Source organism: Roseovarius sp. M141 (assembly GCF_024355225.1).
Taxonomy (GTDB): Bacteria; Pseudomonadota; Alphaproteobacteria; order Rhodobacterales; family Rhodobacteraceae; genus Roseovarius.
The window spans coordinates 819627-841567 of record NZ_VCNH01000008.1 but is presented as its reverse complement, the minus strand read 5'-3'; the positions used below and the strand labels follow the sequence as shown (position 1 = coordinate 841567).

At 64.3% G+C, this 21941-nt stretch carries 23 protein-coding genes and 1 tRNA gene; 11 read left to right on the top strand and 13 right to left on the bottom strand.

Annotated elements, in window-relative coordinates; genetic code table 11:
• Window positions 1-11: 11 nt before the first annotated feature.
• From FGD77_RS08215 to FGD77_RS08205, 3 genes are read right to left on the bottom strand one after another with little or no spacing between them, the layout of a single operon-like run.
• The gene (locus FGD77_RS08215; RefSeq protein ID WP_255008389.1) at window positions 12-1127 is read right to left on the bottom strand and encodes a CaiB/BaiF CoA-transferase family protein; all 1116 of its coding nucleotides are present in this window, start codon (window positions 1125-1127) and stop codon (window positions 12-14) included.
• The gene (locus FGD77_RS08210; protein WP_255008388.1) at window positions 1124-1783 is read right to left on the bottom strand and encodes a DsbA family protein; all 660 of its coding nucleotides are present in this window, start codon (window positions 1781-1783) and stop codon (window positions 1124-1126) included. The genes FGD77_RS08215 and FGD77_RS08210 overlap by 4 nt, the downstream gene beginning before the upstream one ends.
• 18 nt (window positions 1784-1801) lie before the next feature.
• Window positions 1802-2311: a DUF721 domain-containing protein gene (locus tag FGD77_RS08205; RefSeq protein WP_255008385.1), complete on the bottom strand. Its 510-nt coding sequence runs from the start codon at window positions 2309-2311 to the stop codon at window positions 1802-1804.
• Between the two features lie 81 nt (window positions 2312-2392).
• Here FGD77_RS08205 and mutY point away from each other — a divergent pair, with 81 nt between their 5' ends.
• From mutY to FGD77_RS08190, 3 genes are read left to right on the top strand one after another with little or no spacing between them, the layout of a single operon-like run.
• Window positions 2393-3457, top strand: coding sequence for an A/G-specific adenine glycosylase (gene mutY, locus FGD77_RS08200; protein ID WP_255008383.1), 1065 nt, complete (start codon window positions 2393-2395; stop codon window positions 3455-3457).
• A gap of 28 nt (window positions 3458-3485) precedes the next feature.
• A complete protein-coding gene (locus FGD77_RS08195; protein ID WP_255008381.1) occupies window positions 3486-4601 on the top strand; it encodes an alkane 1-monooxygenase in 1116 nt (371 codons plus the stop codon).
• A 55-nt stretch (window positions 4602-4656) separates the two neighbouring features.
• On the top strand, window positions 4657-6627 hold the full coding sequence (locus tag FGD77_RS08190) for an FAD-dependent oxidoreductase (RefSeq protein ID WP_255008379.1): 1971 nt from the start codon (window positions 4657-4659) through the stop codon (window positions 6625-6627).
• A 174-nt stretch (window positions 6628-6801) separates the two neighbouring features.
• On the opposite strand, the gene FGD77_RS08185 is transcribed toward FGD77_RS08190, so the two are convergent.
• The 3 genes from FGD77_RS08185 to FGD77_RS08175 all read right to left on the bottom strand — a co-directional run bounded on the left by FGD77_RS08185 (window position 6802) and on the right by FGD77_RS08175 (window position 9129).
• Window positions 6802-7917: a site-specific DNA-methyltransferase gene (locus tag FGD77_RS08185; protein ID WP_255008377.1), complete on the bottom strand. Its 1116-nt coding sequence runs from the start codon at window positions 7915-7917 to the stop codon at window positions 6802-6804.
• Window positions 7918-8019: 102 nt separating this feature from the next.
• Window positions 8020-8640 (bottom strand): ribonuclease HII, encoded by a 621-nt coding sequence (locus tag FGD77_RS08180; protein WP_255008375.1) that lies wholly within the window; start codon window positions 8638-8640, stop codon window positions 8020-8022.
• 93 nt (window positions 8641-8733) lie between these two features.
• Window positions 8734-9129 carry a hypothetical protein gene (locus FGD77_RS08175; protein WP_255008373.1) on the bottom strand — a complete coding sequence of 132 codons (396 nt, stop codon included), beginning with the start codon at window positions 9127-9129 and terminating at the stop codon, window positions 8734-8736.
• Between the two features lie 152 nt (window positions 9130-9281).
• Between FGD77_RS08175 and FGD77_RS08170 the strand changes: the two genes are divergently transcribed.
• The 3 genes from FGD77_RS08170 (at window position 9282) to FGD77_RS08160 (ending at window position 11582) form a co-directional block, all read left to right on the top strand.
• Window positions 9282-9512, top strand: coding sequence for a hypothetical protein (locus tag FGD77_RS08170; protein WP_255008371.1), 231 nt, complete (start codon window positions 9282-9284; stop codon window positions 9510-9512).
• A 14-nt stretch (window positions 9513-9526) separates the two neighbouring features.
• Window positions 9527-10225, top strand: coding sequence for a helix-turn-helix domain-containing protein (locus tag FGD77_RS08165; protein WP_255014148.1), 699 nt, complete (start codon window positions 9527-9529; stop codon window positions 10223-10225).
• Window positions 10226-10325: 100 nt separating this feature from the next.
• Entirely contained in the window at window positions 10326-11582 is a 1257-nt protein-coding gene (locus tag FGD77_RS08160) for a DNA polymerase IV (protein WP_255008369.1), read from the top strand.
• Between the two features lie 6 nt (window positions 11583-11588).
• Here the strand turns inward: FGD77_RS08160 and FGD77_RS08155 are convergent, their stop codons facing one another.
• The gene (locus FGD77_RS08155; RefSeq protein ID WP_255008367.1) at window positions 11589-12452 is read right to left on the bottom strand and encodes an N-formylglutamate amidohydrolase; all 864 of its coding nucleotides are present in this window, start codon (window positions 12450-12452) and stop codon (window positions 11589-11591) included.
• Between the two features lie 156 nt (window positions 12453-12608).
• On the opposite strand from FGD77_RS08155, the gene FGD77_RS08150 reads away from it, so the two are divergent.
• The 3 genes from FGD77_RS08150 (at window position 12609) to FGD77_RS08140 (ending at window position 14283) form a co-directional block, all read left to right on the top strand.
• A tRNA-Val gene (locus FGD77_RS08150) sits at window positions 12609-12683 on the top strand.
• Between the two features lie 79 nt (window positions 12684-12762).
• Entirely contained in the window at window positions 12763-12888 is a 126-nt protein-coding gene (ykgO, locus tag FGD77_RS08145) for a type B 50S ribosomal protein L36 (RefSeq protein WP_005850168.1), read from the top strand.
• 150 nt (window positions 12889-13038) lie between these two features.
• On the top strand, window positions 13039-14283 hold the full coding sequence (locus tag FGD77_RS08140; protein WP_255008365.1) for an FAD-binding oxidoreductase: 1245 nt from the start codon (window positions 13039-13041) through the stop codon (window positions 14281-14283).
• A gap of 39 nt (window positions 14284-14322) precedes the next feature.
• Here FGD77_RS08140 and FGD77_RS08135 read toward each other — a convergent pair whose 3' ends face one another.
• From FGD77_RS08135 to FGD77_RS08120, 4 genes are all read right to left on the bottom strand, one after another.
• Window positions 14323-14859, bottom strand: coding sequence for an NADPH-dependent FMN reductase (locus tag FGD77_RS08135; RefSeq protein ID WP_255008361.1), 537 nt, complete (start codon window positions 14857-14859; stop codon window positions 14323-14325).
• 114 nt (window positions 14860-14973) lie between these two features.
• Window positions 14974-15879, bottom strand: a complete 906-nt coding sequence (locus FGD77_RS08130) for a LysR family transcriptional regulator (protein WP_255008360.1) — start codon at window positions 15877-15879, stop codon at window positions 14974-14976.
• Between the two features lie 156 nt (window positions 15880-16035).
• The gene (gene xseA / locus FGD77_RS08125; protein WP_255008358.1) at window positions 16036-17592 is read right to left on the bottom strand and encodes an exodeoxyribonuclease VII large subunit; all 1557 of its coding nucleotides are present in this window, start codon (window positions 17590-17592) and stop codon (window positions 16036-16038) included.
• A gap of 44 nt (window positions 17593-17636) precedes the next feature.
• Window positions 17637-18197, bottom strand: coding sequence for a type 1 glutamine amidotransferase domain-containing protein (locus tag FGD77_RS08120; protein ID WP_255008356.1), 561 nt, complete (start codon window positions 18195-18197; stop codon window positions 17637-17639).
• A gap of 136 nt (window positions 18198-18333) precedes the next feature.
• Between FGD77_RS08120 and purD the strand changes: the two genes are divergently transcribed.
• Both purD and FGD77_RS08110 read left to right on the top strand, forming a co-directional pair.
• On the top strand, window positions 18334-19596 hold the full coding sequence (gene purD, locus FGD77_RS08115; protein ID WP_255008353.1) for a phosphoribosylamine--glycine ligase: 1263 nt from the start codon (window positions 18334-18336) through the stop codon (window positions 19594-19596).
• Window positions 19593-20474 (top strand): bestrophin family protein, encoded by an 882-nt coding sequence (locus tag FGD77_RS08110; RefSeq protein WP_255008351.1) that lies wholly within the window; start codon window positions 19593-19595, stop codon window positions 20472-20474. Before purD ends, FGD77_RS08110 begins: the two co-directional genes overlap by 4 nt.
• A gap of 104 nt (window positions 20475-20578) precedes the next feature.
• Here the strand turns inward: FGD77_RS08110 and FGD77_RS08105 are convergent, their stop codons facing one another.
• Window positions 20579-20902, bottom strand: a complete 324-nt coding sequence (locus tag FGD77_RS08105) for a 2Fe-2S iron-sulfur cluster-binding protein (protein WP_255008349.1) — start codon at window positions 20900-20902, stop codon at window positions 20579-20581.
• A 112-nt stretch (window positions 20903-21014) separates the two neighbouring features.
• A complete protein-coding gene (locus FGD77_RS08100; RefSeq protein ID WP_255008339.1) occupies window positions 21015-21905 on the bottom strand; it encodes a MurR/RpiR family transcriptional regulator in 891 nt (296 codons plus the stop codon).
• Window positions 21906-21941 lie beyond the last annotated feature (36 nt).

Genomic DNA, 21941 nt, shown 5'->3' with positions numbered 1-21941 from the left:
GCGGCCTTGGCTCAGCCGCCGTCGCCCAGCTTCGGAGACGCGGTATCCAGCGACAATTCCGCATCCGAAAACCGGATCGGCGTGCGCACGCCGGGCACGCCATCGGGATTGATCCGCATACCGCGCGCGATGATCTGCGGATCGGCGTAGACCTCGTCCATATTGTTGATCGGACCGGCGGGCACGCCCGCGCCCTCGCAGGCGGTCAGCAGCCCGTCCTTGGTGAATGTCCGCGTCCGCTCGGTCAGCAGCGCGCTCAGTTGGTCGCGGCGCGCCACGCGGTCGGAATTGGTTGCATAATCTGGCGAAACTGCCAATTCCGGCACGCCCAGCAGGCCGCACAGCCGCTGATATTGCGCGTCATTGCCGACAGCGATGATGATGTAGCCGTCCGAGCAATCGAACACCTGATAGGGTGCCAGGTTGGGGTGGAAGTTGCCTATCCGGCCCGGCGCCTCGCCGGTGGTCAGGTAGTTCATCGACTGGTTCGCCGTCACGGCCACCGCCACGTCCAGCAGCGCCATGTCGATTTGCTGGCCCTTGCCGGTCACGCTGCGCTGGTGCAGCGCCGCGAGGATGGCAGTGGTTGCATAGACGCCGGTGAAGATGTCCGTCACGGCCACGCCCACACGCTGCGGCTGCCCCTCGGGGGCGCCGGTGATCGACATCAGGCCCGACATGCCCTGAATGATGTAATCATACCCCGCGCGGTGCGCATAGGGGCCGTCCTGCCCGAACCCGGTGATCGAGCAATAGATCAGCCCCGGATGCTCCTGCGCCAGCGACGCGTAATCCAGCCCGTATTTGACCAGACCGCCGACCTTGAAATTCTCGATGACGATATCGGCATCCGCGATCAGGTCGCGCACCTTGGCCTGCCCTTCGGGCGTGCGGAAATCAGCGGTGACGCTGATCTTGCCCCGGTTGCAGCCGTGGAAATAGGCCGCCGTGCGGTCGCCCTCACGCTCGACGAAGGGAGGGCCCCAGCGGCGGGTGTCGTCACCCTCGGGGCTTTCGACCTTGATGACTTCGGCGCCCAGATCGGCCAGCGTCTGACCGGCCCATGGGCCGGCCAGGATGCGCGCCAATTCGACGATTTTCAGGCCGGCAAGGGGCGCGGTCGTCATTGCGCCAACTTTTCGTCCAAGAGCGCCTTCAACTCGGCATAGGATGGATTGCCATAGGACTGACCGTCGATGACGACGGTCGGCGTCGACGTGATCTCGTCCGCGGCCGCGTGCTGACGGAACCATGCCTCCAGCGTCTCGGCCTTGTTCTGATCCTCGATGCAGGCGACGATCTGATCTTCGCCAAGGCCCGCGACCTTGCCGATGCGGACCAGATTATCCATCACATCGCCCATCGTCTTGGCGTCCAGCCATTCCTTTTGGCGGGTATAGAGCAGATCGTTGATGCCGAAGAACCGCGTCGGCCCGGCGCAGCGCGCCAGAAGCGATCCGCGCAGACCAGCCCCGTCAAAGAACACGTCACGGTAGATGTAGCGCACCTTGCCGGTGTCGATATAGTCGCGCTTGAGCTCCTGAAACGTCGTCTTGTGGAACTCGGCGCAATGCGGACAGGTCAGCGAGGCGTATTCGGTGACCGTCACCGCCGCATCCTCGGGACCCATCGTCATTTCGACGATGGAAGACGTGTCGATATCGGCATAGTCGGACGCGTCGGCATTTGCGGCCCCGGCGGTCTGATTACCGCCCAGTTGGGACCAGCCTACACCGCCAAGGAGGGCCAGCGCAGCAGCGCCAAGCAACAGTCTGCGATTCATGGGGATATTCCTTTCGGGTCAGCGTTTGGGTCTGGATAGAACATTTTGCGCAAGGGCTTCAAGCGCGGCACGCAGCCCGGTGTCGGCCACCGGCGCGGCGATATGGCGCGCCTCCTCGGCTTTTGCGGGGTCCGGCCCGCGCGGGGCCTTCGCAGGCGCGCGATGCTGGAAGCTGGCCTGCCCATCGGCAAAGCCCGTCGGCGCGGTCTGGGTGATGGTGATGCGCGAAATGGCGTTGTAGCCATAGACGCTGTTGACGCGGGCGCGCAGCGTTTCCTTCTGCATCTCCAGCATCGGCGCCTGCGCGCCGGTGGTCAGCAACGTCAGCGTCGCGCCCATGCCACCACGCCCGTACCCGACCTTGACCGGGCGGGCGATGGCGGCGACATCAGTGCCGACAATTTCGGCCCATTGGGTCAGCAGGCGCGATTCGGCAAAGCCCCGGCTTTCGGATGCCTTGCGAATCCGCTCTTGCAGCAGGGTACTGGAGCGGGCGAAACCCTTGGTTGTGGGGCGGCGGGGCGGCATCGGTTGATCTCCTGTCGTCCGGCGCCATTTTAGGGCATGGGGCGGGCGAGGCCAGCAGATAGCACGAATGGAACATAAAGAATGCGTGAGATGGCGAGAGCGGCCGATTTGCTGGAATGGTATGATCGCCATGCCCGCGACATGCCATGGCGCGTCGGCCCGGCGCGGCGCGGCGCGGGCGAATTGCCCGACCCCTACCGAATCTGGCTGTCCGAAGTCATGCTGCAACAGACCACCGTCGCCGCCGTCACCGCCTATTTTCAGCGGTTCACCCTGCGCTGGCCCACCGTCACCGATCTGGCCGGGGCCGAGGATGGCGATGTCATGGGCGAATGGGCGGGTCTTGGCTACTACGCTCGCGCGCGAAACCTGCTGAAATGCGCGCGGGTGGTGGTGGCGGATCATGGCGGGTGCTTTCCCTCCGATCACGCGGCGCTGCTGAAACTACCGGGCATCGGGCCATATACTGCTGCTGCCATTTCAGCCATCGCGTTTGACGCGCCCGAAACGGTGGTCGATGGCAATGTCGAGCGTGTGATGGCCCGTCTGCACGACATCCACACGCCCCTGCCTGCCGCCAAGCCCGACCTGACCGCCGCCGCCGCCGCCCTGACGCCAATGCAGCGCCCCGGCGACTATGCGCAGGCGGTGATGGATCTGGGCGCGACCATCTGCACCCCGCGCAGCCCGGCCTGTGGCATCTGCCCGTGGCGCGATCCTTGCGCCGCGCGCATCGCGGGCACCGCGCCGGATCTGCCGAAAAAGACCCCCAAAAAGGCCAAACCGATCCGCCATGGCATCGCCTATGTCGCCCAGCGCAGCGACGGCGCAATATTGCTGGAGCGGCGCGAGGATCGTGGCCTGCTGGGCGGCATGCTGGGCTGGCCCGGCAGCGACTGGACCGAGGACGCGGCCCTGCCCGCCCCGCCCGTAGACACCGATTGGCAGACAATGAACGAGGAGGCGCGCCACACATTTACCCATTTCCATCTGCGCCTGCGCGTCGAAGTGGCGCAGGTTGGCATGGATGCAGATCCACATACGGGCGACTTCGTCCCGATTGCCCGGTTCCAGCCGACGCAACTGCCGACCGTGATGCGCAAGGTCTTTGATCTGGCGCGTGGAATCCTGCGAGATCCCGGCTAAACTGCGCGCAATGTTACGGAGCCGCTCCATGTCCACCGCCCCCCATATCAGGCACGCCATCCCATTCTGGATGTCCCTGCTGCTGGTTCCCATCGCGGTGATCGGCGCGCTTCACGGCGGCTGGACGGTGATCCTGCTGCCGGTCTTTACCTGGTACTTCTTTTCGCTGCTGGATGCGTTCCTGGGCCTCAACCTGAACAATCTGGACCCCGAGGATGACGTCACATGGTATCGCGCCATCACGCTGATCTGGGCGCCGGTACAATGCGCGCTGCTGCTGTGGATGATCTGGTATGTGCCGCAGGCGGCGCATCTGGGCGCGCTGGAAAAAATCGTCCTGTTCTTCGGCGTCGGCGTCATCACCGGCACCATCGGCATCAACTACGCGCACGAACTGATGCATCAAAAACCGCGCGTCGAGCGCTGGATGGCCGATATCCTGCTGGCCATGGTGCTCTATTCACATTTCCGATCCGAACATCTGCTGGTGCATCACCGCCATGTCGGCACCCCGCGCGATACGGTCACGGCGCGCTATAACGAGGGGTTTCACCGCTTCTTTGCCCGCGTCCTACCGGGCGAAGTCACATCGGCGTTTCGCGCCGAGGCGGCGATGCAGGCGCGCCGCGGGCGCAAGTGGACGCATCCCGGCAATCCGTTTTTCCGCTACTGGGCGCTACAAGGCGCGATGCTGGCGCTGGCGCTGGCCTTGGGCGGCTGGGTGGGCCTCGCGTTGTTTCTGTGGCAGGCGCTGGTCGCGGTCTGGCAGCTGGCTCTGGTCAATTACGTCGAACATTACGGCCTGACGCGCGAACATCTGGGAAATGGCGCGTATGAGCATATCAAGCCGCGCCACAGCTGGAACGCTGCGCACAAGGCGACGAACTGGCTGCTGATCAACCTCCAGCGCCATTCGGACCACCACTACAAACCCGACCGCCGGTTTCCCTTGCTGCAAAACTATGCCGAGGATGAGGCCCCGCAGCTGCCCTATGGCTATCCCGTCATGACGATGGCCGCGATGGTCCCGCCCCTCTGGCGGCGCGTAATGAACCCCCGCGTGCGCGCGTGGCGCAAGGCAAATTACCCCCAGACCACCGACTGGAAACCCTATAACAAGGCGACCAATCCGCCCCCCGCTTGAAGGTGCCGGGGCAGAGGGCTAGCGTAGCAGCCAATGCCAGCCGGGGGGCCGCCTCATGCCAGATGGATCACAGCTGTTTGCACATCTGTTCATGCCGCTGAAAATCGGCGGTGTCGAGGTGGCGAACCGTATCCTGTCGACAGGCCACGACACGTCAATGGCGCACGAGGGCCGCGTGACGGACGCAATGATCGCCTATCACGAGGCGCGGGCACGCGGCGGTGCAGGGCTGATCGTGTCCCAAGTCGTCGGCGTGCATGAAACGGCACGCTATACCTCGCATGTGTTGATGGGCACCGATGACGGCTGCCTGCCGGGGTTTGAGCGGCTGGCACAGGTGGTCCACGCCCACGGCACCCGCATCTTTGCCCAGCTATTTCATCCGGGCCGCGAGATCATGGAGGTCGCGGACGGCACCGCACCAGTTGCCTACTCCGCGTCGGCCACGCCGTCGGATCGTTTTCACGTCATCCCCCGCGCGATGACCCTGCGCATGATCCGCGAGGTCGTCGCTGGCTACGCCGCCGCCGCCCGGCGCATGCAGCAAGCGGGCCTCGACGGGGTCGAGATTGTCGCCAGTCACGGCTACCTGCCCGCGCAGTTCCTCAGCCCGCAGGTGAACCGGCGCGAGGATGACTATGGCAGAAACTTCGACAATCGCCTGCGTTTCGTACGCGAGCTGGTCGAGGCAGTGCGCGCGGCCTCGACCGGACCCGGCTTTGTCATTGGCCTGCGCATTTCGGGCGACGAACATATTCAGGGCGGGATGGAGGACGCCGATAGCCTTGAGGTGATCCGCGCGCTGGCATCCAGGCTCGATTACGTCAGCGTGATCGCTGGCACCTCTGCCAGCCTTGGCGGGGCGATCCACATCGTGCCTCCGATGTTTCAGGACGCCGCCTATCTGGCCCCCTTCGCCCACATGGTGAAACAGGCGGTCGATATCCCCGTGATGGTCGCCGGGCGCATCAACCAGCCGCAGGAGGCCGAGGGCATCATCGCCACCGGGCAGGCCGACATGTGCGGCATGACTCGCGCGCTGATCTGCGACCCGATGATGCCGCTCAAGGCCAAGGCGGACCGCCCCGACGACATCCGCGCCTGTATCGGCTGCAATCAGGCCTGCATCGGCCATTTCCACAAGGGCGTGCCGATCTCCTGCATCCAGTTCCCCGAATCGGGCCGCGAACTGACCTATGGCACGCGCCGCCAGACCACTATGCCCAAAACCGTCATGGTGATCGGCGGCGGCCCCGCAGGTATGAAGGCCGCCGCGACCGCCGCCGCATTGGGGCATGACGTGACGCTTCACGAGGCTGCCGCGCAACTGGGCGGTCAGGCATTGCTGGCCCAGATGCTGCCGGGGCGCACCGAATTCGGCGGTATCATCACGAATCTCAGCCGCGAGATGGAGCTGGCAGGCGTCACCGTATGTCTGAATAGCGGGATCACAGCAGACGCGGTTGCCAAAGCCGCCCCCGATGCCGTCATCGTCGCCACCGGCGGCACTGCGCGCATACCGCAAGGGATGGAATTCAGCGACGACGCGCATATCGTCACCGCCTGGGACGTGCTGCGCAGCCACGCCAATGTCGGCGGCTCCGTCACAATTGCCGACTGGCGCGCCGACTGGGTGGGCCTTGGCGTCGCTGAACTGCTGGCCAGCGCGGGCCGCCGGGTGCGGCTCTGCGTGAACGGCACCCATGCGGGCGAAATGCTGCAAAGTTACGTACGCGACACAATGGTCGGGCGCGTGCAAAAACTGGGGGTCGAGATCATCCCCTACGCTCAGCTTTTTGGTGCCGATGACGACACCGCCTATTTCATCAACGCCGCCAATAACGAGCCGATGCTGGTCGAGGGCACCGATACGCTGGTACTGGCGCAAGGTACCGAAGTGTCGGATGCCCTGCTGACCGCGCTCGATGACTATGCGGGCGAGATCATCGGCATCGGGGACTGCATGGCGCCAAGGACCGCGGAAGAGGCTGTGCTGGACGGACTCAAGGCCGCGTGGGCATTGTGATGGCCAATTCCGGATTTGAGTATTTTTGGAACATTGAAAGCCTGTCATGGCGCATTTTCAATGTTCTGAAAATACTCAAAAAAACGCCCTACCGACAAACGGCAGGGCGCAGTTGATGGTGCCTAGCGTCAGACCACAGGCACCGGCGGTGTTCTTGCAAAACTTGGGGAACTCTTAGTTCGGGCGCTCGGCCATTTCGGCGCGGATCTGCTGGCGCAGAAGGTCGATCGGCACACGCTTGCCGTCCTTCTTGAAGTGCCAGTAGGTCCAGCCATTGCAGCTGGGCGCGCCTTCCAGATGGGCGCCGACCTGGTGGATCGAGCCCTTGATGTCGTCGCCGATCAGCGTGCCATCGGCGCGTACCTTGGCCTTGTGGCGCTGGTTCATCGAATAAAGCTCTTCGCCCGGGCGCAGCATGCCGCGCTCGACCAGCTGGCCGAAGGGCACGCGCGGCTCGGCGCGTTTGGACGTGCTGACCTGCAGCGCCTCGCGGTCGAATTTGCGGATGCCTCTCAGGCGTTTTTCAGCGACCTTGCGATAGGCCTCTTCGCGCTCGATCCCGATATAGTCGCGGCCCAGCATCTTGGCCACGGCGCCGGTGGTGCCGGTGCCAAAGAACGGGTCCAGCACGACGTCGCCGGGGTTGGTGCTGCCGACGATGACGCGGTGCAGCAGGCTTTGGGGTTTTTGGGTCGGATGGGCCTTATCGCCGGCCTCGTCCTTCAGCCGTTCATGCCCGGTGCAGATCGGCAGCACCCAGTCGCTGCGCATCTGCACACCGTCATTGAGCGCCTTCAGCGCCTCGTAGTTGAAGGTGTATTTTCCGCCCTCTTCCTTCGAGGCCCAGATCATCGTCTCATGCGCGTTGGTCAGGCGCTTGCCGCGGAAATTCGGCATCGGGTTCGATTTGCGCCACACGACATCGTTCAGGATCCAGTAGCCGGCATCCTGCAATGCCGCGCCAACGCGAAAGATGTTGTGATAGGATCCGATGACCCAGATCGCGCCATTGGGTTTCAGCAGGCGGCGCGCCGCTTTCAGCCATTCGCGGGTGAACTTGTCATAGACAGCGAAACTGTCGAACTGGTCCCAGGCATCATCGACCGCGTCGACCTGGCTGTTGTCGGGCCGGTGAAGGTCGCCCTTGAGTTGCAAGTTATAGGGCGGATCGGCGAAAATCAGATCGACCGAGTTTTCGGGCAGCGCATTCATCGCTTCGATGCAATCGCCGCTCAGGATGGTGTTAAGGGGAAGCGTCTGAGCCCCCTTGATATTCGTCATCTTTGTCATGTCTTGCCTCTGTCCCGGCGCGTTTTTGCGCTCTGTCTGCTTGAGGACAAGGATGAGTCATGGGCGATTCGCCGTCAATTTCTTTTTGAATCAATAGGTTATTTATTTATCTTGATACAAGATATTGTGTACCGGTTTGAATGAACGTCTATGGTGTGGAGTTACCCCCAGATTTTGAAGGGCCTCTTTGTGGCTTTTCGACGGATATCCTGCATTCGTCTCCCAGCCATATCCGGGATAGTGTTGCGCCAAATCCCGCATGACATAATCTCGACATATTTTGGCCATGATTGAGGCCGCCGAAATCGACACCGACAGCGCGTCGCCCTTGATGATCGCGCGCGCGGGGATGGTCAGGCCACGCGGAATCATGTTGCCGTCGATTAGCGCGATGCAGGGGCGGCGCGGCAGCCCGGCGACCGCGCGTTCCATCGCCAGATGCGACGCGCGCAGAATGTTCAGCTGATCAATCTCTTCCACGCTGGCATGGGCGATGCTGAATTCGGCGCTGGCGGCGATCGCATCATAAAGCGCAAGGCGCCGACGTTCGGTCAGTTTCTTGGAATCGTTCAGCCCCTCGGGGATGCGCGTCGCGTCCAGCACGACGGCGGCAGCGGTGACAGGGCCGGCGAGCGGACCGCGCCCGACCTCGTCAACGCCGGCGACGAGGTGCGCGCCCTGCATCAGCGCCTCGGTCTCATATGAATAATCGGGGCCGGTCATAGCCAAGGCTCAGACCACAGGGCGCGGCCAAAGAAAAGGCCCCACGCGGGGCACTTTTCCAACCATGCCAGCCGGCACGGCAGTGATGCGCGCCTATTTTCCGTAGCGATAGGGACGCGCGCTGTAGCCATATTGCGGACGCTGGTCGCGGCGATACTGGCGGCGCTCGGCCCGGCGGTCACGCACCTCGCGGCGGTGGTCATTATATCCCTGCCGATACGCGCGGTCTGCCTTGGAGTTATGGCGTTTGTGACGCTTGTGGGCCTTGTGCGGACGACGGGCGCCGAAAATGGGCTGCACATGGCGCTGGGGCGCGACGTACCGCTTGTCCCTCTTTGCGTCGTGGATTGCAGCGCCGAGAACGGCGATACCGGCCAGCGCGGCCAGCCCCAGGGCGAGATCCCGGTCAGCCGCACGGGCGGGGGTAACTGTCATACCGGTCACGGCGACCGATGCAGCGAGAATGAGGGTAATGAACTTGCCAGCCATTTTGTGGTCCTTTCATATCAATTCCGAGTTGTGCCACCACGCTGGCCCGCCCGGCGCTGCGCATGCAATAACGCGGCGCTGTTATCCGATAGCAGTGCTGCGCTACCGCTTTGGATATTGAATAGCAGCGCGGTGCAGGTCATGTTCGGTGCATGATGAAAATGATTGCCTCCCTCACTCTCGCCGCGCTGATCGCCGGTCCTGCCAGTGCCGCCTGCATCGCCGAATACAAGGCCAAGCGGGACGACCCGCTGCGCCTGTTCTACGGCACGATCGAGGTCAGCGGTGCCTGCACAGTCGCCGCCGCGACCGCGCAATTGAAGAATCAGCTGTCGGCGCAGGGAATGACCCTGCTCAAGGTGCTGTCGGTGACGCAGGAGTGAGCGGGCCGGGCACGATGGGTCGCCCCATCGCGGCAGATGCGCGCCGATCCGGCAACCGGGTGGTGGTGTTTGGCGTTGCCGCCATCGTGGCAATCCTGTCGCTGGCCGCGATCCTGCTGTTCCTGTCGCTGCCAGATGCGGGCGCCTTCAACGCGCGGGTCGAGCGGATCTTTGTCGAGAACGACGCGCTGACCAGCGACGCCGAGATCAAGCTGCTGGAGATCCTTGCGCTGTCGGGAACAGCGTTCAGCGAAACGCTGGTCAGTTACCGCATGGTGATCTTTGTGCTGCTGGTGTTCAGCGCCGCGCTGCTGATATCGGCGCTGGTGTTTCTGGTGATGCTGGTCACTCTGAACCGCCGCATGGCCCAGATAGAGAGGTCGGGGATCGAGGTGAATTCCCTGCTGATCAGCCGCGCGGAGAAATCGGTGTATCTGAACAACATGGGGTTCAAATTGACCGAAGCCGCAATGGAGACCCTATCGATACTGGCCGAGGCGCGCATGGATGGCGACATCCTCACCGGCGCGCAGATCGAGGGCATGATTTCGGGCCGCGATGCCAGCGATTGCGACGAGGCCGCCGGCGCCACGCGGATCAAGCGTTTGCGCGATACACTGGGCAACCAGATGGTCAGCGAATTGCTGGTACGCAACATCGCGCGGCAGGGCTATGTTCTGGCGATAGACAAGGATGTCATTCGCGTTATCTGAGGCATCGCCAAAAGAGAAATATGCGCTCCGCGCGGGGATATTTTCAGCAAGAAGAACGAGCGGTCTGGAAGCGGGTCCGGGCGGTGTGTATGATTGGCCCATGCCCGCATTTTGCCGAGATTGCCTGAGCGCCAACGAGCCTGAGCAGCGCCGCTGCGCCGTTTGCGGGCGTCCGCGCGTGGTCTCGCATCCTGAGCTGTTTGATCTGGCCATCGCCCACATGGATTGCGACGCCTTCTATGCCAGCGTCGAAAAGCGCGACAACCCCGAGTTGGAGGGCAAGCCGGTCATCATCGGCGGCGGGCGGCGCGGGGTTGTGTCGACCGCGTGCTATATCGCACGGATACGCGGTGTGCGCTCGGCCATGCCGATGTTTCAGGCGCTCAAGCTGTGCCCGGATGCCGTGGTCATCAAGCCGCGGATGGAGGTCTATGCCGCCGTGTCGCGCCAGATCCGCGCGATGATGGAGGATCTGACCCCCGCGATCGAGCCGCTGTCGCTGGACGAGGCCTTCATGGATCTGCGCGGCACGGCACGTTTGCACGGCGCGCCGCCGGCCGTGATGCTGGCGCGGCTGGTGCAGCGGATGCACGGCGAACTGGGCGTGACAGGCTCCATCGGGTTGAGCCACAATAAGTTTCTGGCCAAGATCGCATCGGATCTGGACAAGCCGCGCGGGTTTTCTGTGATCGGCGCCGCCGATACGGCGGAGTTTCTGCACAGCAAGCCCGTGCGCCTGATCTGGGGCGTCGGGCGGGCGGCGCAGCTGTCGCTGGAAGCGGCGGGCATTCGCACCTTTTCCGATCTGCTGCGCTGGGAGCGCACGGACCTGCATGCGCGGTTCGGTGCGATGGGGGACCGCCTGTGGCATCTGGCGCGCGGGCAGGACCACCGTCGCGTCGATGCGCGCGCGCCGGTCAAGTCGATCTCGAACGAGACCACATTCAACGACGACACCGGCGATCTGGATGTACTGGACGGCCATATCTGGCGGCTGGCCGAAAAGGTATCCGGCCGGGCCAAGGCGCGGCAATTGGCGGGACGCGTCGTGACGCTGAAGCTGAAGCGCAGCAATCATTCCAGCCTGACACGGCGACAGTCCCTGCGCGATGCCAGCCAGATGGCCGACACGATCTATCGCACCGCACGCGCGCTGATGGACGGCGCGGCGGGCGAGGCGCCGTTTCGCCTGATCGGGGTGGGCCTGTCGGATCTGGTGCCGGACAGCGCCGCCGACCTGTCGGGCGATCTGCTGGACCCCGGCGCCACCCGGCGCAGTGAGGCCGAGCGCGCCAGCGACGAAATCAGGCGCAGGTTCGGCGACGGCGCGATCCTGAAGGGGCGCGCGCTGCGGTGACGGGCGCTATTCGGCGGCCAGCGGCATGCTGGCGGCGCGCCCGATATCGGTAATCCCGGCGACGATCTGATCCAGCAACGTCTGAAATGCCGCGAAGCCGGGCGCCGGGCGCACCGTCTTTTCGTCCATATAGAGCGCGCGGTCGATTTCAATCTGGATGGCGTGACGCCCCCGCGCCGGGCGCCCGTAGGTTTGCGTGACATAGGCCCCGGCAAAGGGTGTGTTGCGCACGACCGTCAGCCCGGCGGCGGTGAACGCCTCTTCGATCCGGTCGGTAATATCGCCGGCCGCCGACGCGCCAAAGCGGTCGCCCAGTACCACGTCGGGCCGCCGCGCGCCGGTGCGCGCCATTCCGTCCATCGCCTCGTGCGGCATCGAATGGCAGTCGACCAGGATCGCGCGCCCGAACATCGCATATGCGCGGTCCATCTCGGTCGCCAGCGCGGCATGGTAGGGCCGCCAGATGTCGTCGATGCGCCGCTGCGCCTCTGCCAGGGGCAGCTTGCCACGATAGATCGCGCGCCCACCTGCGACGACGCGGGGGATCACCCCCAGTCCGGCGGCGACGCGCGGATTGTGACCCGCATGGCGCAAACCCTCGATCAGGGCCGGGTCCAGTTCGTCCGCACTGCGGTTGAGGTCGACGAACGCACGCGGCGCCCCGGCCAGCAGCAACGGCGCGCCATGGCGCGGCGCTGCGGCGAACAGGTGATCGACAAACGCATCCTCCGAACTGCGCAGGGTCAGCGAATCAAGCAGCGAGCTACGCAGGAACCACGCCGGGTAGTCACGCGCGCTATGCGGCGATGCGAATACGATACAGGTATCGCGCCGGTCGGGAACGTGCAGATGAAAGGCGGCCCTGGGCATGATATCTCCGGCTTGCGACGTGATATGATAGTCCGAAGTTTACGTTATGCAAAAGCCCCTTGATCCCCCGTGCGACTCCTTTTATAGACCAGCGGACCGGCGCGTATTTTCGCGCCCCTTTCTTGTGAGGGGCACGGCGATGGCGGCGGTATTCATGGGCGATTAGCTCAGTGGTAGAGCACTTCGTTGACATCGAAGGGGTCACAAGTTCGAACCTTGTATCGCCCACCATGAATTCACTGGCGCCGAATTCGGCACCGCCCGCAACCTCAGGCGCTGGCCCGCGCCGCGACAGATCAGGAGATGAACGATGAAAGTTCGCAACTCGCTCCGCTCGCTCAAGAACCGGCACCGGGATTGCCGCGTCGTGCGCCGCAAAGGCCGCGTTTACGTGATCAACAAGACCCAGCGCCGTTTCAAGGCCCGTCAGGGCTAAGCTGGCAATCCTCCTACGGGATGGATGATTTCGAGAACCCCGTCTCAGCCGAGGCGGGGTTTTTGTTTGACCCGCGCGCGCTTGCAAACCGCTCTCTTGCCCATGGCAGGCGAAACGCTTTAGCTGTGACTGTGCAGCGGGAGGCAGGACATGAAGACGCAGAACATCATTGTCGTCGGGGCCGGAATCTGCGGGTTGTCCGCCGCGATCTGGCTGCGCCGCGCGGGCCATGACGTCACCCTGATCGACAAGGACGGGCCGGGCGCGGGCGCGTCCTATGGCAATGCCGGGCTGCTGGCCGAATGGGCCGTCGTGCCGGTCAGCGGGCCGGGGATTGCGTGGATGGGCCTCAAATACTTGATGTCGCGCGATGCGCCGCTGTCGCTGCAATGGTCACAGATGCCGCGACTGGCGCCTTGGCTGGCGCAGTTTCTGCGCAATTCCACCGACACGCGCACGCGCCGGATCTCAGCCGCGCTGTCGCATCTGCTACATGACAGCGTCGATCAGCACCGCGCGCTGACACGCGGCACCCGGGCCGAGCGATGGATCGCCTCCAGCGATTTCGGCTGGGCCTACGCCGATCGCGCCGCGTTTGAAAAGGACGCTTACACGTGGGAGCTGCGGCGCCTTGCGGGCTATGTGCCCGACGTGATCGACGGCCCCGCCGTGCGCGAGGTCGTGCCGATGCTGGGCCCCGCCACCAATTGCCTCGTGCGGCTGAAGGGGCATGGTCATATCGTCAATCCCGGCGCCTATATGGCCGATCTGGCGCAGGTGCTGGAGGATGAGGGCGGCACCCTGCGCCGCGCCGAAATGCGCGATGTGGCGATGGTGGACGGGCGCATCACCGAGGTGCTGACCGACCAAGGCCCCCTGCCCTGCGACACTGCCGTTCTGGCCGCCGGCATCTGGTCCGAGCCGCTGGCGCGCAAGCTGGGCGTGCGCGTGCCGCTGGTGGCCGAGCGGGGATTCCATCTGGAATTCAAAGGCCCGTCGCAGGTGCCAAAAATGCCGCTGATGATGACCGGCGGCAAATTCGCAGTGAACCCGATGGAGCAGGGACTGCGCTGCGCCGGCATGGTCGAGCTGGGCGGAACGTCGGCCAAAATGTCGCGCGGGCCGCTGAACCTGCTGGCGCGTAACGTCGCACGGGTGTTCCCGGGTCTGCGCTATGACAGCGTCGAGGAATGGATGGGCTATCGCCCGTCGACCCCGGACAGCCTGCCGCTGATCGGGGAAATGGGCGTCAGCGGCGTGTTTGCGGCCTTTGGCCATCAGCATATCGGGCTGACAGGTGGGCCAAAGACCGGGCGCTGGGTGGCCGACATGATCGGCGGGCGCGGCAATGCAGATTTGCAGCCGTTCGACGCCAACAGGTTCAGGTGGTCCTAGGACGTGCCGGGCAAAAATCGTCCGGCACGTCTTTGGACGTCAGGCGATCATATCGCGCAGCCGCGCCATTCGATCCTCAACCTGACCTTTCAGGAAATCGTTGTTCAGCGTGCCATCCTCGCCAAATTCATTCTGCGCTGCCGCAACCAGAATCAGCGGGCCGTGCACCACGTTGACCTGTAGCTGCGTCAGGATCGAATGGGTCATGAAATGCCCCGTTTCTCCCCCGGTGCGGCCACCGGCGGCGGACAGGATCACGGCAACCTTGTTCTTCAGCACCGGCGGATTGGCGCGGCTGAGCCAGTCGATCGCGTTTTTCAGGACACCGGAAATACCCTTGTTATATTCCGGCGCACCGATCACCAGCGCATCGGCGCGCACGACCTGATCCATCAGGGTCTGAACGGCGGGCGGCGTGCCTGCATCCTCGACATCGCCATCATATAGCGGCAGGTTCAGATCGCCCTCGATCACCTCGGCCTCGCCAAAGGCGCGCACGGCTTCGGCGATCAACATACGGTTGTAGGACCCCTTGCGCAGGGATCCGGACATGGTCAGAAGGACGGGGGCGCTCATCAAATATTCCTTTTCGGTTGGCGTTGCCCCCTTATCTGTGCTGCCGCACGTCAAAAGCAAGCAGGCAGTGCCAGACGGAACAGCGCGGCAGCCGCGCATCCCGGGACGGCGGGCCTACCATTCGGTCGGCCCCTTGTCGGCGAAGGCGTTTACCAGAAAATCGATGAAGGCCCGCACCTTGGGCTGGGTAAACCGGCCCGGCGGATAGAGTGCATAGATGCCTTGGGTCTCATCCGGCAGATCGGGGATCACATCCTCGACCAGCCCCTGTTTCATGGCGGCCGCATAGAGGAAGCTGGGCAGATACGCGATGCCGAGCCCCGATATCGCGGCATTCAGCAGCGATTGGCCGTCATTGACCGACAGACCCCCGGCGGTACGCACCTGACGTTTCTCGCCCGAGGGCGCGGTCAGTTTCCACACCGATCCGCCCGCCTGACTGGAATAATGCAACAGCTTGTGCGCGTTCAGATCGTCGATTTTCCTGGGACGGCCGTATTTGGCGATATAGCCGGGCGCGGCGATCATCCGTCGGGTCGTGTCGGTCAGCTTGCGGGCGCGCAGGCTGCTATCCTCCAGATCGCCGATCCGCACGGCCATGTCGAAGCCTTCTGAAATCAATTCGACGTAGCTGTTGTTCAGCACCATGTTCACCGTGATTTCAGGGAACTCATCCAGAAACGTGCCCAAAACCGGACTGATGTGATTGACGCCGAAATCCGTGGGGACGCTGATCCGCAGCAGGCCCGACGGATCACTCTGCATCGAGCTGACCAGCGCGTCTGCCTCGCCTGCGTCGTTCAGAACCCGCAGGGCGCGGTCATAATAGGCCAGCCCGATTTCGGTCGGACTGACGCGGCGCGTCGTGCGGTTCAGCAGCCGCGCGCCCAGCCGCGCCTCGAGGGACGAGACATGCTTGGACACCGCCGATTTGGACATGCCCAGCTTGCGCGCTGCGTCGGTAAAGCCGCCCTGATCCACAACCGTGGCGAAGGCTTCCATTTCTGTCAGGCGATCCATTTAACGCATCCTTGCGACTGTCTGTCAGCCTCGGGTATGCCCGGCAATTCAGGCGCAATAGCGGCGCGGTTTCGACAATCTCGGGGTATTGCCGGAAATCGTTCACGCTATGGAAACACGGAAACACCCGTTTCCGGGACGTCTCATCGCGGGATGTCAGAACAGACTGCCCTGATCGGGCTTGCGTCCGGCCGACTTGGGCGCCGGTTTTTTGGCCGCAGGCGCCGCGCCGGTCTCCAGACGGCCATCGGCGAATTCGATCTCCAGCGTTCCGGCCTTTTTTGCCGCCTTGCGTGTCGTGACCAATGCACCGCTCGCGCGCACCACGGCATAGCCGCGCTCCAGCGTGGCCTTGTATCCCAGCGTTTCGCGCAAGCGATCCAGCGCGTCGATACGCTGACGCCATGTGACGGTCTGCCGCTGGCCAGCAGCGGACAGGCGTTGCACACTACGGTCCAGATCCGCGCGCCGCGTGGCAATGCCATCGCCCGGCGCACGGGCGGTCAGCCGCGCGGCCAGCCCCTCCAGACGCTTGGCATCGTCGCGGGTGCGGCGCAGCAGCGTGCCGCCCAGCCGCTCGGACGCCGCATTCAGACGGCGGGTGTCACTGTCGATCATCCGGCGCAGCACGCCGGGGCGCAGGGCGCCGCCAGCCTCGGACAGGGCGACGCGGCGCATCTGCACGCCCCGGATCAGCGCGGCAGGCAGGCGGTCGCCCCAGACGTCCAGTCGCTGGCGCGGGGTATCCAGCAGCGCCTCCACCCGGGGCAGGGCGCGCGCCAGATCGCGCAGGCGCTGGCCGCGCTGCGCCACCCCCGTGGTCAGCGCGCGGATCAGCCGCCCCTCCTGCCCGTCCAGCCATGTCAGCAGTTCCAGCCGCACCGGCACGGCCAGTTCGGCGGCGGCGGTGGGGGTCGGCGCGCGCTTGTCCGAGGCATAATCGATCAGGGTCGTGTCCGTCTCATGGCCCACGGCAGAGATCAGGGGAATGTCGCTGGCCGCCGCAGCGCGCACGACTGATTCTTCGTTGAAGCCCCAGAGATCCTCGATCGAGCCGCCGCCGCGCGCGACGATGATCAGATCGGGCCGGGGCAGCGCGCCACCGGGCGTCATGGCGTTGAATCCCTCAATGGCGCGCGTGACCTCCCCGGCGCAACGTTCGCCCTGAACGGCGACGGGCCAGATCAGCACCTTGCGCGGGAAACGGTCGCGCAGACGATGCAGGATGTCGCGAATCACTGCGCCCGAGGGCGAGGTGACGACGCCGATGATTTCAGGAAGGTAGGGCAAGGGGCGCTTGCGTTCGGACGCGAACAGCCCCTCGGCGGCCAGCGCCGCCTTGCGTTTCTCCAGCATCGCCATCAGCGCACCTGCGCCTGCCGGTTTGATATCCTCGATGACGATCTGATAGCGCGATTGGCCGGGGAAGGTGGTCAGGCGGCCCGTTGCGACCACCTCCATCCCCTCCTCGGGCTGGACGGGCAGACGGCCTGCGACGCCCTTCCAGATGATGCCGTTGATCACGGCGCGATCATCCTTGAGATCCATATAGATATGGCCGGACTTTGGGCGGGACACGCGCCCCACCTCTCCGCGCACCCGGACATGACCAAATTCGCCCTCGATCAGCCGCTTGATCGCGCCCGACAGGTCCGAGACGGAGAATTCGGGCGCGTTTTCGCCGGGATGGGGATCATCGATAAGGTCAGACATGCCCCATCAATGCCCCATCCCGGCGCGCTTGAAAAGACGTGCCGTCAGGCAGCGCGCGAGGTATGTTTGCCCTCGCCGATTTCCTCGATCAGCTTGGCGCAGAACGCGGGCAGATCGTCGGGGTTGCGGCTGGTCACCAGCGCCTTGTCGCAGACCACATCCTTGTCGTGCCAGTTGGCGCCCGCATTCTCCACATCCTTGCGGATCGAATGGTAGGAGGTCATGTCGCGGCCCTTGGCGATATCCGCCTCGATCAACAGCCACGGGGCGTGGCAGATCGCGCCGATGGGTTTTTTCGCATCCCAGAAGGCCCGCACGAAGGCGACGGCGTCGGGGTTGGCGCGCAGGATATCGGGGTTCATCTGGCCTCCTGGCAGCATCAGCGCGTCGTAGTCGGCCTGCTTGACCTGATCCAGCGTGTGGTCGACCTTGACGCTCTGGCCCCAGTCGCCGCCGTCCCAGCCGCGAATCTCGCCGCCCTCGGGGGCGATGACATGCACGGTCGCGCCTGCCTCCCTCAGCGCCTTGAGCGGATGCTCAAGTTCGGATTGCTCGAAGCCGTGCGTTGACAGAATTGCGACCTTGCGTCCTGAAATATCAGCCATTGTCTTTCCTTCCGTGTCTTGGTGTCTTCTGTCGGCCCAACGCGCGCCGCGCGGCTGCGTTCCATCCCCTGCCGCTTGCCTGCGCGGCACCTTGGCCCTATTCAGTGCGCGCAGGCGAAAACAGCAGGAGAGCGGCATGAACATCTTGATCCTCGGCAGCGGCGGGCGCGAACATGCGCTGGCATGGGCCGTGCTGCAAAATCCCAAATGCGACCGCCTGATAGTGGCGCCGGGAAATGCCGGGATCGCGGCCATCGCCGATTGCGCGACGCTGGATATCATGAACCCCGGCGCCGTCGTGACATTTGCGGAGCAGGAGGCGATTGATTTCGTCATCATCGGCCCCGAGGCGCCCCTGGCCGCCGGTGTCGCCGACCGCCTGCGCGAGGCCGGCGTGCTGACCTTCGGACCGTCGAAGGCGGCGGCGCTGCTGGAAGCGTCGAAAAGCTTCACCAAGGAAATCTGCGACGCTTGCGGCGCACCCACCGCCGCCTATGGCCATTTCACCGATGCCGCCGCCGCGCGAGATTATGTCGCCGCCCAAGGCGCCCCCATCGTGGTCAAGGCCGATGGGCTGGCGGCAGGCAAGGGCGTCATCATCGCCGAAACGGTCGAGGAAGCGCATGCCGCCATCGACGACATGTTTGGCGGGGCCTTTGGCGGGGCCGGCGCCGAGGTGGTGATCGAGGAATTCATGGAGGGCGAGGAAGCATCGCTGTTTGTCCTGTGTGACGGGGAAAACATCCTGTCCATCGGCACCGCGCAGGATCACAAGCGCGTGGGTGAGGGCGATACCGGCCCCAACACCGGCGGCATGGGCGCCTATTCCCCCGCGCCGGTCCTCACGCCCCGGATCGAAGCGCGCGCGATGGATGAAATCGTGCGCCCCACCATGGCCGAAATGGCGAAACGCGGGATGCCGTTTCAGGGCGTGCTCTATGTCGGGCTGATGATCCAGGATGGTCAGCCGCGTCTGGTGGAATACAACGTGCGCTTTGGCGATCCCGAATGCCAGGTGCTGATGATGCGCCTTGGCGCGCAGGCGATGGACCTGATGCACGCCGCGGCCGAGGGGCGGCTGGATCAGTCGGATGTGACATGGGGCGAGGATCACGCGCTCTGCGTCGTCATGGCCGCAGATGGCTATCCCGGCGACTATGCCAAGGGCAGCGTCATCGGCGGGCTGGAGGACTGCCCGGCCGACAGCTTCAACATGGTGTTCCACGCCGGCACTGCGGCCAAGGATGGTAAGACCACAGCAGCGGGCGGGCGCGTTTTGGGCGTCACCGCGCGGGGCGCCACCCTGCGCGAGGCGGCGGATCGCGCTTACGATACCGTCGACCGGATCGATTGGCCCGAAGGGTTCTGCCGTCGCGACATCGGCTGGCGCGCGCTGTGATCATCCGCGACAAGCCGGGGCTGCTGCAACTGCTCTTTTCAGTGCGCGGCTCGGTCCTGCCCCGAATTCTGCCGCGTATTTTCGTCGTGACGCTTTTCGCCACCGGGCTGGTCTGGATCGACAAGAATTACATGCAGTTGCCCCATACCAGCGCCGCCCCCTTCGCGGTGTTCGGTATCGCGCTGTCGCTGTTCCTCGGCTTTCGCAACAACGCCGCGCATGACCGGTGGTGGGAGGGGCGCAAGCTGTGGGGCCGCCTGATCGCCGACATGCGCTCCCTGTCGCGCGAGGTCGAGATTTTCCTGCCCGAACGCGCCGACCGGCACCGCGTGCTGACCCTTGCGCTGGGGTTCATCCACGCGCACAGGCTGAACCTGCGGCAGCTGTCGTCGAAATCGGCGCCCCTGAATTGGCTGAGCGCCGAAGATCTGGCCACCCCGCACCCGCCCTGCACCAAACTGAACCAGATGACCGAGGTGATCGTGCGCGCCGCGCCCGATGGCTTTGCCCGCCGCGCCCTGGCTGAACGCCTGGCAGCAATCGTACAGTCGCAATGCGGCTGCGAAAGGATCGCGACGACGCCACTGCCTTATGTCTATTCGCTGCTGATCTTTCGGACGACCTATGTCTATTGCGGCCTCATCCCGTTCGGCCTGATCGAAACGGCCGGCTGGCTGTCGCCGGTCTTCGTGGGGATGATGGCCTATATCTTTATCGGCCTCGCCGAAGTGACCGAGGAGTTGGCCCACCCTTTCGGCGAGACGGTGAACGGCCTGCCGCTTGACGCGATGTGCCGCACCATCGAAATCAGCCTTGCGCCGCATCTGGATATGCCCGTGCCTGCACCGATGAAGGCAGACCGTTTCTATCTGAGCTGACCTGCGACCGCCACACGCGCGACACCGGCAGCGTGCGGCGTGCGCAGCAGGGCCACGGGCGCAGCGGCAGACGCCGCGCCCCGGCCAAAGTCAGATCTGTTTTATCAGATTTGCTTTTCAGGCATCTGAACCACGAGGCCGTCCAGATCGTCGGTCACTTTCAACTGGCAGGTCAGACGCGAGCGGGCGGGATCGGGCTCGTAGGCAAAATCCAGCATGTCCTCTTCCATGTCGTCCTTGGCGGGCAGCTTTTCCACCCATGCAGCATCGACATAAACATGGCAGGTCGAGCAGGCGCAGGCGCCGCCGCAATCGGCCTCGATCCCCGGAATGTTGTTGTCGCGCGCGCCTTCCATGACGGTCAGACCGTTCGGAACGTCGACCTCATGTTTGGTCCCGTTATGCTCGACATAGGTAATCTTGGCCATGATTGCAGACTCCCGTTTCTGGCGTTCCGGGCTTGTTAGAGTGTTTCGAGTTCAAGTTGAAGCACAACTTGAATCCGAAACCCGCGCTGCTGGCGACGGCGATACCTGTGCGTCACTTCTCGAACAGGCGCGCGGCGTCGAAGATACTGTCCAGCCGCTCATAGCGTTCGCGCGTTTCGGGCCAGTTCGCCTCTTGAGTGGCGGCAATCAGCGCCTCCAGCAGCATCATGGTCGAGGTGTTGCTGTCCCATGCCGACGGGATCTGCGTCCAGCAATGAAACGTGTGCGCGGCATGGGCGGCGGCCGGGCTGGCCCATTGATCGGTGATCAGGATCACGGCAACGCCGCGCTCGGTCGCCAGCTGGGCAAGGCGCAGCAGGTTCGTCTCGTACCGGCGCATGTCGAACAGCAGCAGCACGTCGCCCTCGGTCATGTCCAGCACGTAATGCGGCCATGTGGCCGAGCTGGAAGTCATATGCGTGATGCGCCTGCGCATCGCCTGAAAATGGGTAAAGGCATAGTCGGCCAGCGCGCGACTGATCCGCCCGCCGACGACATAAAGCCGCCTGTCGGTATCGGCCAGCAGCCGCGTCGCGCTGTCGAACTGCGCGCTGTCCAGATTGGCCAGCGTCTGCTGGATGTTGTCGCCCACCGCCGTGGCAAAGCGGTTCAGCAGGTGCGATTCCGGCACCTCGCTGGCCCATTGGTCGCGGCGCTGGGTGGGGCCGGAGGCCTTGGCCTCAAGCTCGGCCAGCAGGGCCTGCTGGAACTGTGGATAGCCCTTGAACCCCAGCTTTTGCACCAGCCGCGCCAGTGTCGGCGTCGAAACCTGCGCATTGGCCGCGGCGATGGTGATCGAGGCAAGACCCGCCGCCGGGTAATTATCCAGCAGCGCCTGCGCGAATTTGCGTTCGGACTGGGTCAACGCGGCATAATGCGTGCGGATCGCCTCGCGCACCGTTTGGCCTGTGGCATGGCCTGTAGGTCGGGAAGTCTGGCTCATCGCAAGGTTTCTCCGAAAAGGTCTGGAAAGATATTG

Coding starts and splice junctions, on each gene's coding strand:
- FGD77_RS08215 (WP_255008389.1), bottom strand. CDS start 1,127: ATGACGACCGCGCCCCTTGCCGGCCTGAAAATCGTCGAATTGGCGCGC.
- FGD77_RS08210 (WP_255008388.1), bottom strand. CDS start 1,783: ATGAATCGCAGACTGTTGCTTGGCGCTGCTGCGCTGGCCCTCCTTGGC.
- FGD77_RS08205 (WP_255008385.1), bottom strand. CDS start 2,311: ATGCCGCCCCGCCGCCCCACAACCAAGGGTTTCGCCCGCTCCAGTACC.
- mutY (WP_255008383.1), top strand. CDS start 2,393: ATGCGTGAGATGGCGAGAGCGGCCGATTTGCTGGAATGGTATGATCGC.
- FGD77_RS08195 (WP_255008381.1), top strand. CDS start 3,486: ATGTCCACCGCCCCCCATATCAGGCACGCCATCCCATTCTGGATGTCC.
- FGD77_RS08190 (WP_255008379.1), top strand. CDS start 4,657: ATGCCAGATGGATCACAGCTGTTTGCACATCTGTTCATGCCGCTGAAA.
- FGD77_RS08185 (WP_255008377.1), bottom strand. CDS start 7,917: ATGACAAAGATGACGAATATCAAGGGGGCTCAGACGCTTCCCCTTAAC.
- FGD77_RS08180 (WP_255008375.1), bottom strand. CDS start 8,640: ATGACCGGCCCCGATTATTCATATGAGACCGAGGCGCTGATGCAGGGC.
- FGD77_RS08175 (WP_255008373.1), bottom strand. CDS start 9,129: ATGGCTGGCAAGTTCATTACCCTCATTCTCGCTGCATCGGTCGCCGTG.
- FGD77_RS08170 (WP_255008371.1), top strand. CDS start 9,282: ATGATGAAAATGATTGCCTCCCTCACTCTCGCCGCGCTGATCGCCGGT.
- FGD77_RS08165 (WP_255014148.1), top strand. CDS start 9,527: ATGGGTCGCCCCATCGCGGCAGATGCGCGCCGATCCGGCAACCGGGTG.
- FGD77_RS08160 (WP_255008369.1), top strand. CDS start 10,326: ATGCCCGCATTTTGCCGAGATTGCCTGAGCGCCAACGAGCCTGAGCAG.
- FGD77_RS08155 (WP_255008367.1), bottom strand. CDS start 12,452: ATGCCCAGGGCCGCCTTTCATCTGCACGTTCCCGACCGGCGCGATACC.
- ykgO (WP_005850168.1), top strand. CDS start 12,763: ATGAAAGTTCGCAACTCGCTCCGCTCGCTCAAGAACCGGCACCGGGAT.
- FGD77_RS08140 (WP_255008365.1), top strand. CDS start 13,039: ATGAAGACGCAGAACATCATTGTCGTCGGGGCCGGAATCTGCGGGTTG.
- FGD77_RS08135 (WP_255008361.1), bottom strand. CDS start 14,859: ATGAGCGCCCCCGTCCTTCTGACCATGTCCGGATCCCTGCGCAAGGGG.
- FGD77_RS08130 (WP_255008360.1), bottom strand. CDS start 15,879: ATGGATCGCCTGACAGAAATGGAAGCCTTCGCCACGGTTGTGGATCAG.
- xseA (WP_255008358.1), bottom strand. CDS start 17,592: ATGTCTGACCTTATCGATGATCCCCATCCCGGCGAAAACGCGCCCGAA.
- FGD77_RS08120 (WP_255008356.1), bottom strand. CDS start 18,197: ATGGCTGATATTTCAGGACGCAAGGTCGCAATTCTGTCAACGCACGGC.
- purD (WP_255008353.1), top strand. CDS start 18,334: ATGAACATCTTGATCCTCGGCAGCGGCGGGCGCGAACATGCGCTGGCA.
- FGD77_RS08105 (WP_255008349.1), bottom strand. CDS start 20,902: ATGGCCAAGATTACCTATGTCGAGCATAACGGGACCAAACATGAGGTC.
- FGD77_RS08100 (WP_255008339.1), bottom strand. CDS start 21,905: ATGAGCCAGACTTCCCGACCTACAGGCCATGCCACAGGCCAAACGGTG.